An 18,782-nucleotide genomic window follows, 5' to 3' on the forward strand; every position below is an offset into this window, starting at 1 on the left:
GAGGATAAAAAATGAGTAAACGCGTTATTGTGATGAATTTTAAAGTTTCCTCAGAAAGTTACCAAGCTTTTTCAGAGGTAAAGCAATTGGTAATGAATCGAAAATTAAAAGGGGAGCAAATGGCTGTAGTAACGCATCAAGATGATGGTAGCCACCAATTTAAAATTGAGGACTTCATGGATTTTACTGGTAGTGATAATGCTTCTAAGGGCGGCTTTATTGGCATGTTAGTGGGAGTATTAATTAGTCCTTTGGCAATTTTATTAGGCTGGGTTGGCGGTAGTATGATTGGGGCAACGCGCGATGCAAAAGAAATCAACGAAGCGCAAGATATCTTCAAATTTTTACTAAATAAAATTGCTCCCGGTCAAACCGGCTTAATCGTCATCGCAGAAGAAGAAGATAATCGTCCCTTAAATAAGATTGTATTTGAACAATTACATGGTGAAATCACGCGTTTTGACTTTGAAGAAGTTCAAGCTGAAATTCAAAAAGCACAACAAGTGACAAAAGAAACCAAGGAAAAAGCCAAAGACAGTTGGGAAAAAAGCCATACCCAAGCAAACCCAACAGAAAAAGAATGAAACAAGCATAAAATTTGGCTTTGAAGCGTGTTATACTACTAAGGAACCTTTCGTAGTTAAAATTTTAGAAAGCCAGGTTGGATAATGGAATTAGAGTTTTTAGGAACCGGTGCGGGCGTGCCGGCAAAGCATCGAAATGTAACCAGTATTGCGTTAAAGTTATTAGATGAACGCAATGCTGTTTGGTTGTTTGATTGTGGGGAAGGAACGCAGATGCAGATACTGCGGACGAATATCCGCCCTCGTAAAATTGAAAAAATCTTTATTACTCATTTACACGGGGACCATATTTTTGGTTTACCAGGGTTAATTAGTAGCCGTTCTTTTCAAGGCGGAGATGAGCCTCTTGAAATATATGGACCAGCAGGAATTAAACAATTTGTTTTAAATGCGCTTAAAATTTCCCAAACGCGTTTAGCTTACAGTCTAAAGTTTATTGAAGTAAAACCAGGAGTCATCTTTTATGATGATCAATTTACTGTTACCTGTGACCTGTTAGATCATGGAATTGATAGTTATGGCTATCGCGTGGCAGAACATGACCATGATGGGCAATTACAGGTGGATAAATTAGTAGTGTTAGGGATAAAACCAGGGCCTATTTTTGGCCAATTAAAAAAAGGCGAGACGGTGACATTACCAGATGGGCGCACCGTCAGTGGCAAAGATTTTGTCGGAGCTGCTAAAACAGGCCGTACCGTGACAATTTTAGGAGATACACGAATTAGTGATGCCTCCATTGCTTTAGCGAAAACCTCAGATGTCTTAGTCCACGAAAGTACCTTTAATAAAAACGAGGCAAAAATGGCGCGGAATTACTATCACTCCACAACCCATCAAGCTGCCGAAGTTGCTAAAAAGGCCCAAGTTAAACGCCTAATACTAACGCATATTAGTGCGCGTTATTTAGCTCAAGATGCTCTTAATTTAGAAAAGGAAGCCCAGGAAATTTTTCCTAATACAAAAATTGCCAAAGATTTTGATATTGTTGATATTCCCTTTCAAAATGAAATAAAGGAATGATAATGATGAATTTACAAGATAAAGTAGTTTTAGTTACAGGCGGTTCAGGTGGTTTAGGTGAACAGCTTTGTTATGAGGCGGCTAGAAATGGTGCAATTGTGATTGTTTGTGCTCGTCGCATTAATTTAATTGGTAAAGTAAAAGAACGCTGTGAAAGTTTAAGCGGTAAAAGTGCTTATGCTTTTCAATTGGATGTCGCACAACCAGAAAGTGTTGAGGCGATGTTAGATAAGGTACAAAGTGAAGTTGGTCGTGTAGATGTTTTGATTAACAATGCCGGCTTTGGTATTTTTGAGGACTTTACTTCCTTTGATATGGCAAAAGCCTATCAAATGTTTGAAGTGAATGTTTTAGGGATGATGGTAGTAACGCAAAAAGTTGCTCTAATGATGTTAGAAGCTGACATTCCGGGTAGTATTGTTAATATTGCTTCAATGGCAGGAAAAATGGCTACGCCTAAAACAGCTGTTTATTCGGCTACAAAATTTGCTGTATTGGGTTTTTCAAATGCTTTGCGCTTAGAATTAAAACCGGCGAACATTCACGTTATGACGGTTAACCCAGGACCTGTCGCAACGCATTTCTTTGAACAAGCCGATCCTAGCGGAAATTATTTAGAAAGTCTTGGTAATTTTGTCTTAGAACCGGATAAATTAGCACAAGCTGTTATTAAAGGTATTAAAAAGCAAAAGAGAGAAATTAATCGGCCCCGCCTTATGCAAGTGGCAAGTCAATTTTATACGTTATTTCCTCATGTTGGCGACTGGTTAGCCGGTGGAATGTTTAATCAAAAATAGTAAAAGGAGTTAACAACTCGCGGGAGTTGTTAACTCTTTTTTTGACTGTGACTATATGAAAAATACATAATTTTCAAATGAAGAAATCAGCTTGCGGCAAAATAATCCCTATCAAGTTTTACGAGCAGACTTTACCGACCGGTTTAAAAAATTTCAAGAAATTGAAAGGCAATTTATTAAAATCTCTTCTTGAAGTTTGAAGGCAAAAGGAGTTCAAAAGGCAATTTTCCGTGTCGTTTACAGTAGGAAGATGTTATTTTTTATTTAAAGAAAGTTGGTTTAAAGTACCGGAAAACTTTCCATCTATTCGTCTCTTTGCTATAATAATCTGGTTGGGAGTGATTTTTTGAGTAGCTCTATGTATAATTGGCAACTTCCAGAAAATAAGGAAGTGCCAAAAGAATTTGTTCAAATTTGCGAAAAATATAATTTAAATACAACTTTGGCAAAACTGCTTTGGCAACGTGAAATAAAAACAGAAAACCAATTAACTGCCTTCTTACAACCACAAATTGATCAGTTACACGATCCCTTTGCGTTGTTTGAAATGGACAAGGTCGTTGAGCGCATTCAAACCGCAATTATGAATGGGGAACGAATTCTAGTTTATGGGGATTACGATGCTGATGGCATAACAAGTACGACAATTATGACAGAAGCACTAGAGCTTTTAGGAGCAGATGTTTCATTTTATTTGCCAAATCGCTTTAAAGATGGTTACGGACCTAATTTGGAAGTTTATCAAGAAAAAATTGCAGCGGGAATTCAGTTAATTATCACGGTCGATAACGGCGTTTCAGGTCATGAGGCGATTAATTATGCTAATGGCCAAGGTGTGGATGTTATCGTAACGGATCATCACGAATTGCCAAAAGAATTACCAGCTGCATTTGGCATTATTCACCCCCGGCATCCTGCTGGTAGTTATCCTTTTGGTGAATTAGCCGGTGTTGGGGTGGCTTTTAAAGTTGCGTGTGCGTTACTAGAAGAAGTACCCGCAGAGTTTCTTGACTTAGTAGCTATTGGAACTGTTGCTGATATGGTTTCATTGACTGATGAAAACCGGGTTTTAGTAACTTATGGTTTAAAAGCTTTGCAGCAGACGCAAAGATTGGGTTTGCAAGCATTGTTAAAAATTAGTGGGGTAGAAGAAAGTAAACTAGACGAACAAAGTATCGGGTTTGCTTTGGCCCCGCGTTTAAATGCCATTGGTCGCCTGTCTGATCCTAATGAAGCTGTCGACTTGTTAAAAACTTTTGATGAACAAAAAGCAATCTCTCTTGCAAAGGATTTAGATGAAATTAATCAAAAGCGTAAAAGCTTAGTTGAAGAAATCACCAAAGAGGCACTTGCGTTAATCAATAGCCAAGATGCAATTCACATTGTCGCGCAATCTGGTTGGCATGAAGGGGTATTAGGGATTGTAGCCGGCAGAATCTTAAAAGAAACCGGTAAGCCGGCAATTGTTTTGACGATAAAAGAAGATGGTATCGCAAAAGGTTCTGGTCGTAGTATTGCATCATTGAATATGTTTGCAATGTTAGATGAAATGCGGGAACTATTCACAAGCTTTGGTGGTCATCATGCTGCTGTGGGTGTTAGTGTTCCTGTTGCAGCCCTTGATCAATTCAAAGAAAATGTTGCTGCTTATGCTGCTGGACATAAAGAACAGCTGGTCGGTAACACGCTAGCTATTGACGGTATTTTGAATATAGCAGATGCTACAATTCCTTTAATTAAAGAGTTGAAACAACTGGCGCCTTTTGGCATGGACAATCCGCAACCTTATTTTATGTTGCAGCATATCTTTGCTCGTGATTTAAAAACGATTGGTGCTGATAATAATCATTTGAAATTTAATGCAACTGACGGTGAAAATACGCAATTAACTACGATTGGCTTTGGTTTTGGTAATCAATTAACTTCAATTGAAAACAACGAACTTTCAATTGTAGGGCAACTACAATTGAATGAATGGAATGGCCGACAATCACCGCAGTTGCAATTGATAGATTTTGCAGCTGTAGGCTTACAGCTAGTAGATTTACGTGCCAAAAAGAAGCGACAAAATCTTCAATTTGATGCGAACACACTGTTTGTTTGTTTTGGTAATAAAGTTCCTACAGATATAAAAACTCAAATTCTAACACAAGTGCATCATTTTAAAGACTTAACACATTTAAAACTGGTGGTACAAGAGGAAAATTATTCCAGTATTGCATTTTTGGACTGTCCGATGGATGCCCTCGTTTTAAAAGAAATTTTGTCGCTGACGGATTTCCATCAGTTGTATTTAGTCTTAAACGCCGATGATGATGCGTATTTAGATGGTTTGGGGACAAGGGAACAGTATGGTCGACTCTTTAAACTAATTGCACAACAAGATACGCTAGATGTCCGATATAAACTTCCTAGCATTGCGCAATTTTTAAAAATACCAGAAAAATTATTAATTTTTATGATTCAGGTGTTTTTTGATTTAGAATTTGTTACAATAAGCGATGGTCTTTTACACAAGACAGAAGTTGATGGCAAAAAAGATCTTACTACCAGTGTGGTTTATAAACGTAGACAACAAAAAATCAAAACAGAAGAATTTTTATTGCTAAGTGATATGGCAACTTTAAAAACTTGGTTTGAAAACTAGGAGGAAAAAACATGGATTTAAAAGATTATATTGCAAGTATTCCCGATTACCCTTCAGAAGGTATTGTTTTTCGCGATATTTCACCTTTAATGGCTGATGGTCTGGCTTATCGAGAAGCAACAAAACAAATCGTAGACTATGCAAAAGAAAAAAGAATTGATATGGTAGTTGGACCAGAAGCACGTGGGTTTATTGTGGGCTGTCCAGTTGCTTATGAATTAGGTGTTGGGTTTGCTCCAGTTCGTAAAAAAGGTAAATTACCTCGTAAAACAATTGAAGTAACCTATGACTTAGAATATGGGACAGATACACTGACACTTCATGAAGATGCTATTAAACCTGGCCAACGCGTTTTAATTTGTGACGACTTATTGGCAACCGGGGGAACGATTAAAGCAACGACAGAATTGGTTGAAGAATTAGGTGGCGTAGTTGTGGGCTGTGCTTTTCTAATTGAACTAATGGACTTACACGGTCGAGACAAAATTAAAGACTACGATATGATTACATTGATGGAATATTAAGCACCTCTTACCTTGCAATCTTTATTGCAAGGTTTTTTTATCTTTTTTAAGATTTTTTACAATAAAAAGCATTGATTTGGCTGCTTTAGCGCCATCTAGCATCGCACTAACTCTGCAAGAAATAAGTTAAAATTTTAAGAAATTTGTGATGCAATATATTGAAGTTCGGCCTTATTGTAGGTGTGTGAAGAGTTTGAAAAACTTTTCTTAGCTGTGGTTATTGTTTATTTGAAAGGAAATAATTATTGCTCATACTAGAGTGAGTTTAGAATGAAAAATCTGGTTACCACTATTTATAAAATAGTAGCTTTTCAATGTGGGTAAATTATTTTTATATTTTTTTGCGTTTTGTGAATCATTTCCTTTGTGAGGTGAAAAGGAATTGTTGTAAAAATGTTCTTTTGAAAGGAGAAAAAATGTAATTTAAAATTGGCAGAGTTTTTTTTTAAGAAAAAAGACGGATTTTGAGATACTTGCCACAAGCAGAGAAATTTCTTCTAAGTTTGTGATTGGCTATACTACATAAGAAAGGGGAATGAAGATGGATTATGAAGTATTGCTTTACTATAAATACACAACAATTGAGGAGCCGGAAGTATTTGCACAAGAACATCTGGCCTTTTGTAAAAAATTAGGATTAAAAGGACGGATTTTAGTTGCAAAAGAAGGTATTAACGGCACTGTCTCAGGATTAAAAAAAGCAACTGCGGCATATAAAAAAGCATTGAAAGATGATCCTCGCTTTAAAAATATTACGTTTAAAAGTGATGAAGCAACGGAACACGCCTTCAAAAAGATGTTTGTCCGTCCGCGGCGAGAAATTGTGTCGTTGCAATTATCCGATGATTTTAGTCCTAATGAAGTTACAGGCGCATATTTGTCGCCAAAAGAATTTAAAGAAGCTTTGTTGGCCGAAGATACCGTTGTGATTGACGCTCGCAATGATTATGAATATGATTTGGGCCATTTTCGGGGTGCTGTGCGACCAGAAATTCGTAATTTTCGCGAATTACCTCAGTGGATCAAAGAACATAAAGAAGAGTTTATGGAAAAACGGGTAGTCACCTATTGTACCGGTGGGATTCGCTGTGAAAAATTCTCAGGCTGGTTAGTAAAAGAAGGATTTAAAGATGTCGGACAATTAGATGGTGGGATTGCAACTTATGGCAAAGATCCAGAAGTTAAAGGAGAATTATGGGATGGTAAAATGTATGTTTTTGATGAACGGATTAGTGTAGAAATCAATCACGTTGATAAAAAGGTTGTTGGCCGTGATTGGTTTGACGGAACTCCTTGTGAGCGTTACATTAATTGCAGCAATCCGGAATGTAATCGCCGTATTCTGGCTTCGGTTGAAAATGAGACGAAATATTTAGGTGCTTGCAGTCAAGCTTGTCGAAACCACCCTCAAAATCGTTATCGTCAAAATACTTATGCCAAGTAATAACAAAAAACAATATGAAGTAAAAGGTTGAATCTAGATTCAACCTTTTTATAATTTCTCAATTTAGCTTGTCATAGAGTTAAAAAAATAGACGGTAATTTTAAAAGAGTTGGTTAAAAAACCGCCATTTTTCCACGAAGGAATTTACTTGTGGTAAGATAGACGAGAAAATGAAACGATTGAGAAAAAAGTAATGTTAATTGAGAGGAATTAAACCATGCAACAAATGAAAAAACCAAAAGACGCGGCAATATCAGCCTATATCCACATTCCCTTTTGTGAACATATCTGTTATTATTGCGACTTTAATAAGGTCTTTTTAGAAGGGCAGCCTGTCGATGAATACATCGCTTGTCTTTTAAAAGAAATGAAACTTACGCTAGAAAAAAATCCCATAAAAAAAAGTCCAACTTTATACGTTGGAGGTGGAACACCAACTTCACTTTCAGCTGGCCAACTAGATACCCTTTTAAGGGGAATTAATGATCTTTTCCCAATGGAGACTGTTACCGAATTTACCGTGGAAGCAAATCCTGGTGATTTGACTTTAGACAAATTACAAGTGATGAAAGATCACAGTGTGAACCGTCTTTCCATGGGCGTACAAACATTTGACGATGTTTTGCTAAAAAAGATTGGACGTAAACATACAGCTAAAGACGTCTATGACACAATGGACTTCTTAGAAAAAGCAGATTTTCAAAATGTTTCGATTGATTTGATTTATGCGCTTCCGGGTCAAACATTAGCAAGTTTTCGCGATACCTTAAAACGGGCAATTGAATTAGATTTACCCCATTACTCGTTGTATTCCTTGATTTTAGAAAACAAGACGATGTTTATGAACTGGGTGAGACAAGGGCGCTTGGAGATGCCGGATCAAGAAATTGAAGGTCAGATGTTTGAAGAAACGATGTTAGCTATGCATGATACCGGAAAATTTCAGTATGAAATTAGTAATTTTGCTAAGCCAGGATTTGAATCCCAACATAATTTAGTTTATTGGAATAATGAACACTACTTTGGTTTTGGCGCTGGAGCAAGTGGCTATCTAGGAAAAACGCGTTATAAAAATTTTGGTCCAATTCAACACTATTTAAAACCATTGAAAAACGATCAACTTCCTATTTATGAAACAGAAGAGTTAAGTCGCAATAACCAAATGGAAGAAGAAATGTTTTTGGGATTACGTAAAAAAGCTGGTATTTCTAAAGCTCATTTTGCAGAAAAATTTGGGCAAGAGCTGACGGCTGTTTACGGAAATGTTTTGGCAGATTTGGTAAGCAAACAATGGTTGCTTGAAACAAAGGACAATGTCAGACTCACTGAAAAAGGGTTATTGATTGGAAATGAAATTTTTGAGAAGTTTTTATTAGATTGATTTTCTAAATTGATGTAAGCCTTGATATGATTGAAAAAAACGATTAGCACTCTATATCAAAGAGTGCTAATTTTTTGTTGCTTAATTCTTGACATTAAACTTTCTTGTGGTATATTAATATGTGTTAGCACTTAGATAGACGGAGTGCTAAATACGAGGTGATGAATATGTTGACAAAAAGACAACAAGATATTCTGCGTCTCATTATCCAACATTATACGAAGACCGGCTTGCCGGTGGGTTCTAAGTCTTTAATGGCAGCAGGAATTAATGCTAGTTCAGCAACGATCCGCAATGATATGAAAGCTTTAGAAGAAGCAGGTCTCTTACAAAAGACGCATTCTTCTTCTGGTCGTATTCCTTCGATGGTGGGTTACCGTTATTACGTTGACCATCTTTTAAAGCCTACTCGTGTAGCAAAAACGGATATGCAAGTAATCAAGCGGTCTTTTGGAAAAGAATTTCATGAGATTAACGATATTATTCAACAATCTGCTGAAATTTTATCCAATTTAACCAGCTATACTGCCTTGTCCTTGGGTCCGGATATGAAGGATAGACGTCTGACCGGTTTTCGAATTGTCCCGTTAAATAGTCGTCAAGTGATTGCGATTATCGTAACGGATCAAGGCAATGTTGAAAGTCAAGTCTTTGCCTTGCCGCAAAGTGTCAGCGGAGCTGACTTGGAAAAGATGGTACGGATCATCAACGACAAATTAGTGGGTGAGCCGTTACTAACGGTTTACCAACGTCTGCGTACTGAGATTCCGATGATCTTGCATAAATACTTTCAAACAACAGAAGGTATTTTAGATTTATTTGATTTAATGTTGGGTCAAGTTTTTGAAGAAAAGGTCTTTGTCGGCGGTCGCATGAATATGATTGATTTTGAACCTGCTACTGATGTGGATCAGTTCAAATCAATTTACCGCTTTATGAAAGACCCTGAAGAGTTGATGCAGCTTTTAATTCCACCAACAGATAACATTGATATTCGTATTGGTGATGAGTTGGGCAATGACTTATTTCATAATATGAGCTTAATTCAAGCCAGTTATGATATTTCTGGTCATGGTAAAGGTGTGATTGCATTATTAGGTCCTGCAAGTATGCAGTATTCTAAAATGTTTGGTTTACTTGATGTGTTTTCCAGAGAACTAGCCGAGAAATTGGCGGAGTATTATCGTTCGCTCGACGCAACAAGTTAAAAAAGAAATTTGCGTAGAAAGGTGGCAAGTTCAGTGTCAGAAAAAGATCAAGAATTAAAAGATCAAGAATTAAAAGATCAAGAATTAAAAGATCAAGAGGTAGCGGAAGCTACTGAACAAAAAGATTTGGAACAAGAATCTGTCACAGATGAATTAACTGAACTGACAGCAAAAATTGATGAAATGGACGACCAATTATTACGGGCAAAAGCAGAAATTGCGAATATTACCAATCGTAACCGTAATGAAAGAGAACTTTTACAACGTTATCGTTCACAAGACTTAGCAAAAAAACTATTACCGGCTATTGACAATTTGGAGCGAGCAATGGCAACAGATGTCTCGGATGAACAAGGCATTAATTTGAAAAAAGGTGTTGAAATGACCTTAGCTAGTTTGCAACAAGCTTTAAAAGAAGAAGGAATTGAAGAGATTGCTGCTGAAGGCGAAGCTTTTGATCCCAACTTCCATCAAGGTGTGCAAACTGTTGAAGCAAGTGATGATGCACCTGCCAATACAATTGTGCAGGTACTACAAAAAGGCTACAAGTTACACGATCGCGTCTTACGACCAAGTATGGTTATTGTAGCCCAATAAATTTTAAAAAAATTACGAGTAACTATTAAAGGAGCGTTTTATTATGAGTAAAATTATTGGTATTGACTTAGGTACAACAAACTCTGCAGTCGCAGTCCTAGAAGGCGGCGAAGCAAAAATTATTGCAAACCCAGAAGGTAACCGAACAACTCCTTCTGTTGTATCATTTAAAAATGGCGAAATTCAAGTTGGGGAAGTAGCAAAACGTCAAGCTGTAACCAACCCAAATACTGTTTCTTCTATTAAACGCCACATGGGCGAAGCAGGCTACAAAGTTGAAGTAGAAGGAAAATCTTATACACCACAAGAAATTTCAGCAATGGTATTACAATACATTAAAGGCTTTGCAGAAGACTACTTAGGTGAAAAAGTAGAAAAAGCTGTTATTACAGTTCCTGCATACTTTAACGATGCACAACGTCAAGCAACTAAAGACGCTGGTAAAATTGCCGGTCTTGAAGTAGAACGGATTGTCAATGAACCAACCGCCGCTGCTTTAGCATATGGCTTGGATAAAACAGATCGTGATGAAAAAATCTTAGTCTTTGACCTTGGTGGTGGTACTTTTGACGTATCAATCTTGGAATTAGGCGATGGTGTCTTTGACGTATTATCAACTGCTGGGGATAACCATTTAGGTGGGGATGACTTTGACAATAAAATCATCGATCACATGGTAGCAGAATTCAAAAAAGACAACGGCATCGATCTTTCAAATGACAAAATGGCAATGCAACGTTTGAAAGATGCTGCAGAAAAAGCCAAAAAAGACTTATCTGGTGTGACAAGTACACAAATCAGCTTACCATTTATCACTGCAGGAGACGCTGGTCCTTTGCACTTAGAAATGACATTAACACGAGCAAAATTTGATGAATTGACAGCTGACTTAGTTGAACGGACTAAAGTACCAGTTCGCCAAGCGCTAAAAGATGCTGGTTTATCACAATCAGAAGTAGACGAAGTAATTTTAGTAGGTGGTTCAACTCGTATTCCTGCGGTTGTTGAAGCAGTTCGCAAAGAAACTGGTAAAGAACCAAACAAATCTGTTAACCCAGATGAAGTTGTAGCAATGGGTGCTGCTATTCAAGGTGGTGTTATTACAGGTGATGTTAAAGATGTTGTCTTACTAGATGTAACCCCATTATCATTAGGTATTGAAACAATGGGTGGAGTCTTTACAAAATTAATTGACCGCAATACAACCATTCCAACGAGCAAATCACAAGTATTCTCAACTGCCGCAGATAACCAACCTGCTGTTGATATTCATGTGTTGCAAGGTGAACGTCCAATGGCTGCAGACAACAAAACATTAGGTCGTTTCCAATTGACAGATATTCCAGCTGCACCTCGTGGTATTCCTCAAATCGAAGTAACATTTGATATTGATAAAAACGGGATTGTAAATGTATCTGCTAAAGACTTAGGTACACAAAAAGAACAAAAAATTACGATTAAATCTTCATCAGGTTTATCAGACGACGAAATCGAACGCATGGTAAAAGATGCAGAAGCAAATGCGGAAGCTGATAAAGCACGTAAAGAAGAAGTTGACTTGCGCAATGATGTAGATGCTTTATTATTCTCTGTTGATAAAACATTAAAAGAATTAGAAGGTAAAGTTGACGCAGATGAAGTGAAAAAAGCAGAAGATGCGCGGGATGAATTAAAAGCTGCTGTTGAAGCTAATAATTTAGAAGATATGAAAGCAAAACGCGATGCGTTAAACGAAATCGTCCAAAATTTAACAGTTAAATTATACGAACAAGCAGCACAACAACAAGCTGATGCTGACCCAACACAAGCACAAGGTGGCGCTGATGACGTTGTCGATGCTGATTTTGAAGAAGTTGACGGCGACGATAAATAATTTTGTAAAAGTGAAATAGTTCGCTGTGTAGGATTAGAAAAAAGCCAAGGCCTAGCTTTGGCTTTTTCTATGAGATAGTTCAGCTTCCTAACAAAATGTGTTAAAATACCCAAGTGAGACTAAATGTATGTGGAGGGAAAGCCTATGGCAGACAAACGTGATTATTACGAAGTCCTCGGGCTACAAAAGGGAGCTTCCGATGACGAAATCAAAAAAGCATATCGCAAGCTTTCCAAAAAGTATCATCCTGATATTAATAAAGAACCTGATGCAGAAGACAAATTCAAAGAAATTTCGGAAGCTTATGAAATTTTAAGCGATCCGCAAAAACGGGCGGCATATGATCAATATGGTCATGCTGGTACTGATCCGAATTACGGCGGAGGCTATGGTGGCTTTGGCGGCGGTAATTATGGTGGATTCAGCGGTGGCGGTAGTTTTGGCGGTTTTGAAGATATTTTTGAATCCTTCTTTGGTGGTGGCGGCGGTCGTTCTGCTGATCCCAATGCACCAAGACAAGGTGCTGACTTACAGTATGCGGTTAATTTAAAGTTTGAAGAAGCCATTTTTGGGGTGGAAAAAACGGTTAAATACAATCGTGAAGAAGTCTGTCATACTTGTGGCGGAAATGGTGCTAAACCAGGTACACAACCCGTGACGTGTTCAAAATGTCATGGTTCTGGTACGATTAATGTTGAACGCCAAACGCCTCTAGGACGGATGATGAGTCGTCAGACTTGTGATGTATGTCATGGAACAGGTAAAGAAATCAAAGATCCATGTCCAACTTGTCATGGATCAGGTCATGAAAAGAAAGCTCATGAAGTAAAAGTGACTGTCCCTGCCGGAGTGGAAGATGGGCAACAAATGCGTCTACAAAACCAAGGAGAAGCTGGTGAAAACGGTGGACCTTACGGTGATTTATATGTTGTCTTTCGCGTAGAAGAAAGTGACATTTTTGATCGTGATGGGGCTGAAATTTATTATGAATTACCACTTAATTTTGTTCAAGCTGCATTAGGGGATGAAATTAATGTGCCGACAGTTCATGGTGAAGTGAAATTAAAAGTTCCAGCTGGAACACAAACCGGAACGAATTTCCGTTTACGTGGTAAAGGTGCGCCAAAATTGCGGGGAAGCGGAAATGGTGATCAACACGTAAAAGTGAAATTGATTACACCTAAAAATCTAAGCGAAGAGCAAAGACAAGCATTGCGTCAATTTGCTGAAGTTAGTGGAACAAAATTGACTGAACAACAGTCAGAAGGCTTCTTTGATAAAATGAAAGATGCCTTTGGCGGTAAGAAAAAATAAGATAAAAGAGTTCATCAGAGAAATCTGATGAACTCTTTTTCTTTTGAAATTGGAAGAAAGTTAATTTTAGACAACCGTTTATTTTATAAATAGTAACGAAAATTATATCCATATCCTAATTTTCTTAAAAAATATTTGTTAAAAAGTGACTTATGTTTTTTGCCGCTTTATCTAATTTTGTGAAATTAAATAATTTCGTGAAGCTTTTCTTATTTTGAGTTATAGTTAGAATAGTCAGATAAAAGGAGTGGTAGAATGCGCGTTTTTGCTAGCCCCCAAGTTTATATCCAAGGATTTGCGGCTTTTCAAACAGAACTTTTATGCTTGCAACGATTAGGTAAAAAAGCCTTAATTGTGACTGATGCATTTGTGATGCAGATGGTAGGAGAGCAGTTGGTTGAGAATTTAAACAGAGTAGAAATTGAAAGTGCCGCTGTTTTAGTAGATCACAGCAGTCAAGCAACTTTCTTTGCAAAGACTAAAGAGATGATTCAAACTGATAATTATCAATTTATCATTGCTTTAGGGGGTGGGAAGGCAATGGATTTAGGGAAAATGGTTGCAAATAACAATCACTTACCTGTTGCCGTCTTACCTACATCGGCAGCGACGGATGCTGCTACGTCGCGAATTTCTGTTATTTATGATGATGCAGGAAATTTTGTACGCTATAATTTTTATGCTAAAAATCCTGAAATCGTTCTAGTGGATACTAAAATTATCTTTGCGGCACCTCAAGAAATGCTAGTGGCAGGTTTTGCCGATGGTATTGCAACTTATATTGAGGCGCGAAGTGTTTGGGAGGATCAGGGCGTAAATATTGCTGGTGCCAAACCGACCCTAGCAGCGTTAAGTTTAGCTAAAACGTGTCACGACGTTTTAATACGTGATATTAAAAGTGCACTACGAGCACAAAAGGATGGCATCATAAATGCTGCTTTTGAAAATGTCGTAGAGTCCAATATTTTATTAAGTGGTTTGGGGTTTGAAAATGGCGGCTTGAGTTTGGCCCATAGTTTTCATAACGTGATAATGGGAGATTGCCAATTGAGCGTAAGAGGCAGTCATGGTCAAATTGTTGCAGTAGGACTACTTTTACAGTTGTTAATTGAAAAAAGGAGAACAGAGTATGAGGATTACCGTCAATTATTTACGAGTTTGAAACTGCCGACTACCTTACCAGAACTTAATTTGAATTTATCTCAAACCATGATTAGGGATCTTGCTAAGAAAATTTTATTAACGAAGCAAGCTGGAAATCACCTTGGTAAACAAGTAGATGAAGCAAAAATCAGCACGGCTTTAACTGAGTTAGCATAGAAAGAAGAGCTTAAAATGAAGATTTTAGTAACCGGATTTGATCCTTTTGACAAAGAAAAAATCAACCCCGCCTTAGAGGCGGTGAAACGTCTGCCAGAAGAAATTGCGGGAGCAAAAATTATTAAGTTGGAAATTCCAACAGTATTTGGACAAGCTGGTATAGTAGTTGAAAATGCCATTGAATTAAACAAACCTGATGTCGTAGTTAATATTGGTCAGGCGGGAGGACGCTTTGCGATTACACCTGAGAAGGTAGCGATTAATCTGGCTGATGCGCGAATTGCCGATAATGCCGGAAATCAGCCGCTTGACGAGACGATAGTTACGGATGGGCAAACCGCGTATTTTACCCAATTACCGATAAAGGCCATGGTAGCGGCAATTAATGCTAAAGGACTTCCAGCGGCAATTTCTTATACGGCGGGTAGTTTTGTTTGCAACTATATTATGTATTATGTGCAATACTTAATTGATAAAAAATATCCAAATTTAAAAGGTGGGTTTATCCACGTACCTTTCATTTTCGAACAGGTTGTTACAAAACCACAACAGCCCGCAATGAGTATAAATGACATTGTAATTGGTCTAACAGCAGCAATTGCCGCAATAGCTACTTCTGGGCAAGAAGATATCAAAACTGTTGGTGGAACGAAACATTAATGTGATTTGCTGAAAAAATAAAATTACACTTACATTTGTTTAAAATTAAGAAAAGTTGGAGGGATATTTCGGCTTTGAGACATAAAAGTAAAATTTATTAAAATTTTTTTCGTTTGTATAAATTTTTGCCTGTGGGTGAGGATTGATTCGTGGAGCCTGACAGGGATAATCTTTGACCGCATGATTTATTCACATAAAAAAGCAATCCTCTGTTAAGAAAACTTAGCAGAGGATTGCTTTTTTTTAATGTAATTAGACGTTTAAGACCTTATCTAAGAAGTCTTTGGTCCGCGGATTAGTAGGATTATTGAAGACTTCATCTGGAGTGCCGTCTTCTAAAAATTTGCCACCATCGCAAAATAAAACACGATTGGCAACTTCTTTTGCAAATCCCATCTCATGGGTAACGATGACCATTGTCATCCCTTGTTTGGCTAGTTTTTTCATGACATTTAAAACGTCACCAACCATTTCGGGATCTAGTGCTGAAGTTGGTTCGTCAAACAACATAATATCTGGGTTCATCGCCAGTGCACGCGCAATAGCGACACGTTGCTTTTGACCGCCAGACAAACTACCAGGCAGGGCGTCTTTTTTATCAGCTAAGCCAACTGTTTCCAATAAACTAACTGCCTTTTTTTCGGCATCTGATTTTGACATCCGACCAAGGTCGGTGGGTGCTAAAGTAATATTTTGCATCACGGATAGATGAGGAAACAAATTGAAATGTTGGAATACCATCCCGATATGCTGACGAACCTTGTTGATGTTCGTTTCTTTAGCCATTAAGTGGGTACCATCAATTTCGATATCGCCACTGGTAGGTTCTTCTAGTCGGTTTAAGCAACGCAAAAATGTACTTTTACCTGAACCAGATGGGCCGATTACACACACAACTTCGCCTTCGTTAATTGTGATACTCATATCATTTAAGACGGTATTGTCACCATATTTTTTAACTAAGTTGGTTACTTTAATTTTTTCTGCCATCTTATTTCACCTTCTTTTCTAAAACTTTCGCCAGACGAGTTAAGGCAGTAATTACGATTAAATACATAACACCGATAATTAGGTAAACGTAAGTACTTTGCATATTACGGGCTACGATGATTTTACCAGTCTGAAGCAATTCAACAACCCCAATAACAGAAATAATGGTGGTGTCTTTTAGCGAGATAACAAATTGGTTAACAAATGATGGAATCATGATTTTAATAGCTTGGGGCAGTATAATTTTGCGCATGGTATGGGTATAGCCTAACCCTAAACTACGAGAAGCTTCCATTTGTCCCACAGGAACTGCATTAATACCACCACGGACAATTTCAGCGATATAGGCACTAGCATTCAGGGTTAATGTGATAACCCCAGCCGTATAGTCGGGAATGGTAAAGCCAATTGCATCTGATAAACCAAAGAAGATAAAGAAGGCGAGTACCATCATTGGAATCCCACGAATAATATCGACATAAATTGAAGCAAAAATACGTAAACCTTTGATTGGCGCAACGCTAAACAAACCAAAGATAACACCAATTGCAAGTGCTAATACAAAAGAGATTAAAGCCAGTGAGATTGTTTTCCATAATCCTTCTAGTAAAACTTTCCAGTTGTTTTTCAACAAACCGCCAATGGTTGACTCATCAACCGTAGATTTTTTTTGTTCGTTGCCATCAGCAATGTATTTATTTAAGATCTTGTCATATTCACCGGTCTGTTTCATTTCTTTTAAGGCTTCGTTAAACATTTCCAAAAGTTCCGGAGATTGTCCTTTTTTAACAGCAAAGCCATATGAACCGCCGCTTTCACGTTTGATTGGGGTAGCTAGTTCTTGTCCTTGGCTAATAGCATAGCCAATTACGGGATAGTCATCCATAATAGCGTCAATTTGCCCCCCGCGAACGGAATCATAAAGTCCGTCAGCTGTATCATATTGTTTGATCGTGTAGCCATATTTATCTTTATTTTTTTGGAGGAAATCAGCACTTTCAGTTCCTATTTTCGCGCCAACTTTTTTTCCTTTTAAATCAGCATAACTCTTGATTTCGTCATTGCCTTTTTTTATGGCTAATTGAATTCCCGATTCAAAATAAGGCTCAGAAAAATCAAAACTTTGTTTGCGTTCATCGGTGATCGTCATCCCAGCAATCATAGCATCGGCTTGATTACCTTGAACTGCTTGGACAGCACCGGCAAAACCAATATGATTCCATTTTAATTTAAAACCTTGCATCTGGGCTGCTTTATTTAATAAGTCAACGTCAATACCTTCGTACTTATTATCTGTATTTTGAAATTCAAAAGGTGCAAAAGCAGTATCGCTGGCAATGACATATTCTGCTTTTTTGGGTTCGATTTTTTTCATCGGAGTAGCAGCAGTATCTTCACTTTTAGCAACATATTTTGCCACGATTTTATCATAGTCGCCACTAGATTTTAAGTCTTTTAAGCCAGCGTTGAATTTTTTTAGTAATTCTGCATTTTTGCCTTTTTTGACAGCAAAGCCATATGAATTGCCTTTTTCTTTGTCACCGACTAATTGTAAAGGTTGTCCTTTTCTAACCGCGTAACCTAAAACAGGTTCATCATCGAAAATTGCCTGTACTGTATTGTTATTCAATGAACCGTAAAGAGCGTCAGCGGCATCATATAATTTGATACTATAGTCGTATTTTTCTTTATTTTCTTCCAAGAAAGTTGCAGATTCTGTTCCAACTTTGGCACCAACAGTTTTCCCTTTTAAGTCGGTGTAGTTTTTAATTTTGGTATCGCCTTTTGCAACGGCCATTTGAATACCGCTATCGTAATAAGGATCTGAAAAGTCAAAAGATTTTTTACGTTCGTCGGTGATACTCATCCCAGCGATCATACCGTCCAATTGATTTGACTGGACACCTTGAATCGAGCTGTCAAAGCCCAAGGGTTTTAATTCGATTTTAAAGTCCTGGTCTTTTGCAATTGCCTTTAGTAAATCAATATCGATACCGACATATTCATTTTGCTCGTTTTGAAATTCAAAGGGGGCAAAAGTGATATCAGTTCCGATTTTGTATGTTTCTTCTGCAGCGGCAGCGGGTTTATTGACGGCTAAAGTTAAAAAGCCTGCCAAAAAAGATAAACATAAGATCAGCTTTCTTTTCATAGTTAATTCCTCCTATAAATAAATGTTAAAAGGCTTCTGTCTGCCTTTAGAAATGGCAGGCAGATTAAGCCTTCTTAACTGCAGATAAAAAGTGGATATAAAAATTCACATATGAAATATTATATGCAGTAATCTGTTGCTTAACAATGTTTTTTGTGAATTATGAGAAAAAAGTCTTAAAAAGTTACAACTCATGTTATAAAAAGTAACATTAAGAAAAGGTTCAGACGTAGCAGAAAACTAGCGAAAATATGTTCGGTATGTTAAA

15 protein-coding genes are annotated in these 18,782 nt (G+C 37.5%); 13 read left to right on the forward strand and 2 right to left on the reverse strand.

Features of this window, described 5'->3' with window-relative positions; all coding sequences use genetic code 11:
• The first annotated feature begins 11 nt into the window (after window positions 1-11).
• From P3T75_RS06280 to pcp, 13 genes are all read left to right on the forward strand, one after another.
• Window positions 12-584 (forward strand): DUF1269 domain-containing protein, encoded by a 573-nt coding sequence (locus P3T75_RS06280; protein ID WP_206902713.1) that lies wholly within the window; start codon window positions 12-14, stop codon window positions 582-584.
• A gap of 84 nt (window positions 585-668) precedes the next feature.
• The gene (gene rnz, locus P3T75_RS06285) at window positions 669-1,607 is read left to right on the forward strand and encodes a ribonuclease Z (protein ID WP_282462495.1); all 939 of its coding nucleotides are present in this window, start codon (window positions 669-671) and stop codon (window positions 1,605-1,607) included.
• A 5-nt stretch (window positions 1,608-1,612) separates the two neighbouring features.
• The gene (locus P3T75_RS06290) at window positions 1,613-2,404 is read left to right on the forward strand and encodes an SDR family NAD(P)-dependent oxidoreductase (protein ID WP_282462573.1); all 792 of its coding nucleotides are present in this window, start codon (window positions 1,613-1,615) and stop codon (window positions 2,402-2,404) included.
• A gap of 358 nt (window positions 2,405-2,762) precedes the next feature.
• Window positions 2,763-5,051, forward strand: a complete 2,289-nt coding sequence (recJ, locus tag P3T75_RS06295; RefSeq protein WP_407649835.1) for a single-stranded-DNA-specific exonuclease RecJ — start codon at window positions 2,763-2,765, stop codon at window positions 5,049-5,051.
• Window positions 5,052-5,062: 11 nt separating this feature from the next.
• Window positions 5,063-5,575, forward strand: a complete 513-nt coding sequence (locus P3T75_RS06300) for an adenine phosphoribosyltransferase (protein ID WP_206902717.1) — start codon at window positions 5,063-5,065, stop codon at window positions 5,573-5,575.
• Between the two features lie 541 nt (window positions 5,576-6,116).
• The gene (trhO, locus tag P3T75_RS06305) at window positions 6,117-7,019 is read left to right on the forward strand and encodes an oxygen-dependent tRNA uridine(34) hydroxylase TrhO (RefSeq protein WP_282462497.1); all 903 of its coding nucleotides are present in this window, start codon (window positions 6,117-6,119) and stop codon (window positions 7,017-7,019) included.
• 217 nt (window positions 7,020-7,236) lie between these two features.
• Complete coding sequence (gene hemW, locus P3T75_RS06310; protein WP_282462498.1) at window positions 7,237-8,400, forward strand: radical SAM family heme chaperone HemW; 1,164 nt, start codon at window positions 7,237-7,239, stop codon at window positions 8,398-8,400.
• A gap of 167 nt (window positions 8,401-8,567) precedes the next feature.
• Window positions 8,568-9,608 carry a heat-inducible transcriptional repressor HrcA gene (gene hrcA, locus P3T75_RS06315; protein WP_206902720.1) on the forward strand — a complete coding sequence of 347 codons (1,041 nt, stop codon included), beginning with the start codon at window positions 8,568-8,570 and terminating at the stop codon, window positions 9,606-9,608.
• Window positions 9,609-9,641: 33 nt separating this feature from the next.
• Entirely contained in the window at window positions 9,642-10,205 is a 564-nt protein-coding gene (grpE, locus tag P3T75_RS06320; protein ID WP_282462499.1) for a nucleotide exchange factor GrpE, read from the forward strand.
• A 43-nt stretch (window positions 10,206-10,248) separates the two neighbouring features.
• Window positions 10,249-12,078 carry a molecular chaperone DnaK gene (gene dnaK / locus P3T75_RS06325; protein ID WP_230710760.1) on the forward strand — a complete coding sequence of 610 codons (1,830 nt, stop codon included), beginning with the start codon at window positions 10,249-10,251 and terminating at the stop codon, window positions 12,076-12,078.
• A gap of 144 nt (window positions 12,079-12,222) precedes the next feature.
• The gene (gene dnaJ / locus P3T75_RS06330; RefSeq protein WP_206902723.1) at window positions 12,223-13,392 is read left to right on the forward strand and encodes a molecular chaperone DnaJ; all 1,170 of its coding nucleotides are present in this window, start codon (window positions 12,223-12,225) and stop codon (window positions 13,390-13,392) included.
• 255 nt (window positions 13,393-13,647) lie between these two features.
• Window positions 13,648-14,712 carry an iron-containing alcohol dehydrogenase gene (locus P3T75_RS06335; protein ID WP_282462500.1) on the forward strand — a complete coding sequence of 355 codons (1,065 nt, stop codon included), beginning with the start codon at window positions 13,648-13,650 and terminating at the stop codon, window positions 14,710-14,712.
• Window positions 14,713-14,727: 15 nt separating this feature from the next.
• Window positions 14,728-15,372 (forward strand): pyroglutamyl-peptidase I, encoded by a 645-nt coding sequence (gene pcp / locus P3T75_RS06340; RefSeq protein WP_282462501.1) that lies wholly within the window; start codon window positions 14,728-14,730, stop codon window positions 15,370-15,372.
• A gap of 252 nt (window positions 15,373-15,624) precedes the next feature.
• Here pcp and P3T75_RS06345 read toward each other — a convergent pair whose 3' ends face one another.
• Both P3T75_RS06345 and P3T75_RS06350 read right to left on the reverse strand, forming a co-directional pair.
• Window positions 15,625-16,362: an amino acid ABC transporter ATP-binding protein gene (locus P3T75_RS06345; RefSeq protein WP_206902726.1), complete on the reverse strand. Its 738-nt coding sequence runs from the start codon at window positions 16,360-16,362 to the stop codon at window positions 15,625-15,627.
• A gap of 1 nt (window position 16,363) precedes the next feature.
• Entirely contained in the window at window positions 16,364-18,514 is a 2,151-nt protein-coding gene (locus P3T75_RS06350; protein ID WP_206902727.1) for an amino acid ABC transporter substrate-binding protein/permease, read from the reverse strand.
• Window positions 18,515-18,782: the final 268 nt, after the last annotated feature.

The organism is Enterococcus montenegrensis (assembly GCF_029983095.1).
In the GTDB taxonomy this organism is placed as follows: domain Bacteria; phylum Bacillota; class Bacilli; order Lactobacillales; family Enterococcaceae; genus Enterococcus_C; species Enterococcus_C montenegrensis.

What these genes read in the sequence shown, in the direction of transcription:
- P3T75_RS06280 (WP_206902713.1), top strand. Translation starts at nt 12, where the DNA reads ATGAGTAAACGCGTTATTGTGATGAATTTTAAAGTTTCCTCAGAAAGT.
- rnz (WP_282462495.1), top strand. Translation starts at nt 669, where the DNA reads ATGGAATTAGAGTTTTTAGGAACCGGTGCGGGCGTGCCGGCAAAGCAT.
- P3T75_RS06290 (WP_282462573.1), top strand. Translation starts at nt 1,613, where the DNA reads ATGAATTTACAAGATAAAGTAGTTTTAGTTACAGGCGGTTCAGGTGGT.
- recJ (WP_407649835.1), top strand. Translation starts at nt 2,763, where the DNA reads ATGTATAATTGGCAACTTCCAGAAAATAAGGAAGTGCCAAAAGAATTT.
- P3T75_RS06300 (WP_206902717.1), top strand. Translation starts at nt 5,063, where the DNA reads ATGGATTTAAAAGATTATATTGCAAGTATTCCCGATTACCCTTCAGAA.
- trhO (WP_282462497.1), top strand. Translation starts at nt 6,117, where the DNA reads ATGGATTATGAAGTATTGCTTTACTATAAATACACAACAATTGAGGAG.
- hemW (WP_282462498.1), top strand. Translation starts at nt 7,237, where the DNA reads ATGCAACAAATGAAAAAACCAAAAGACGCGGCAATATCAGCCTATATC.
- hrcA (WP_206902720.1), top strand. Translation starts at nt 8,568, where the DNA reads ATGTTGACAAAAAGACAACAAGATATTCTGCGTCTCATTATCCAACAT.
- dnaK (WP_230710760.1), top strand. Translation starts at nt 10,249, where the DNA reads ATGAGTAAAATTATTGGTATTGACTTAGGTACAACAAACTCTGCAGTC.
- dnaJ (WP_206902723.1), top strand. Translation starts at nt 12,223, where the DNA reads ATGGCAGACAAACGTGATTATTACGAAGTCCTCGGGCTACAAAAGGGA.
- P3T75_RS06335 (WP_282462500.1), top strand. Translation starts at nt 13,648, where the DNA reads ATGCGCGTTTTTGCTAGCCCCCAAGTTTATATCCAAGGATTTGCGGCT.
- pcp (WP_282462501.1), top strand. Translation starts at nt 14,728, where the DNA reads ATGAAGATTTTAGTAACCGGATTTGATCCTTTTGACAAAGAAAAAATC.
- P3T75_RS06345 (WP_206902726.1), bottom strand. Translation starts at nt 16,362, where the DNA reads ATGGCAGAAAAAATTAAAGTAACCAACTTAGTTAAAAAATATGGTGAC.
- P3T75_RS06350 (WP_206902727.1), bottom strand. Translation starts at nt 18,514, where the DNA reads ATGAAAAGAAAGCTGATCTTATGTTTATCTTTTTTGGCAGGCTTTTTA.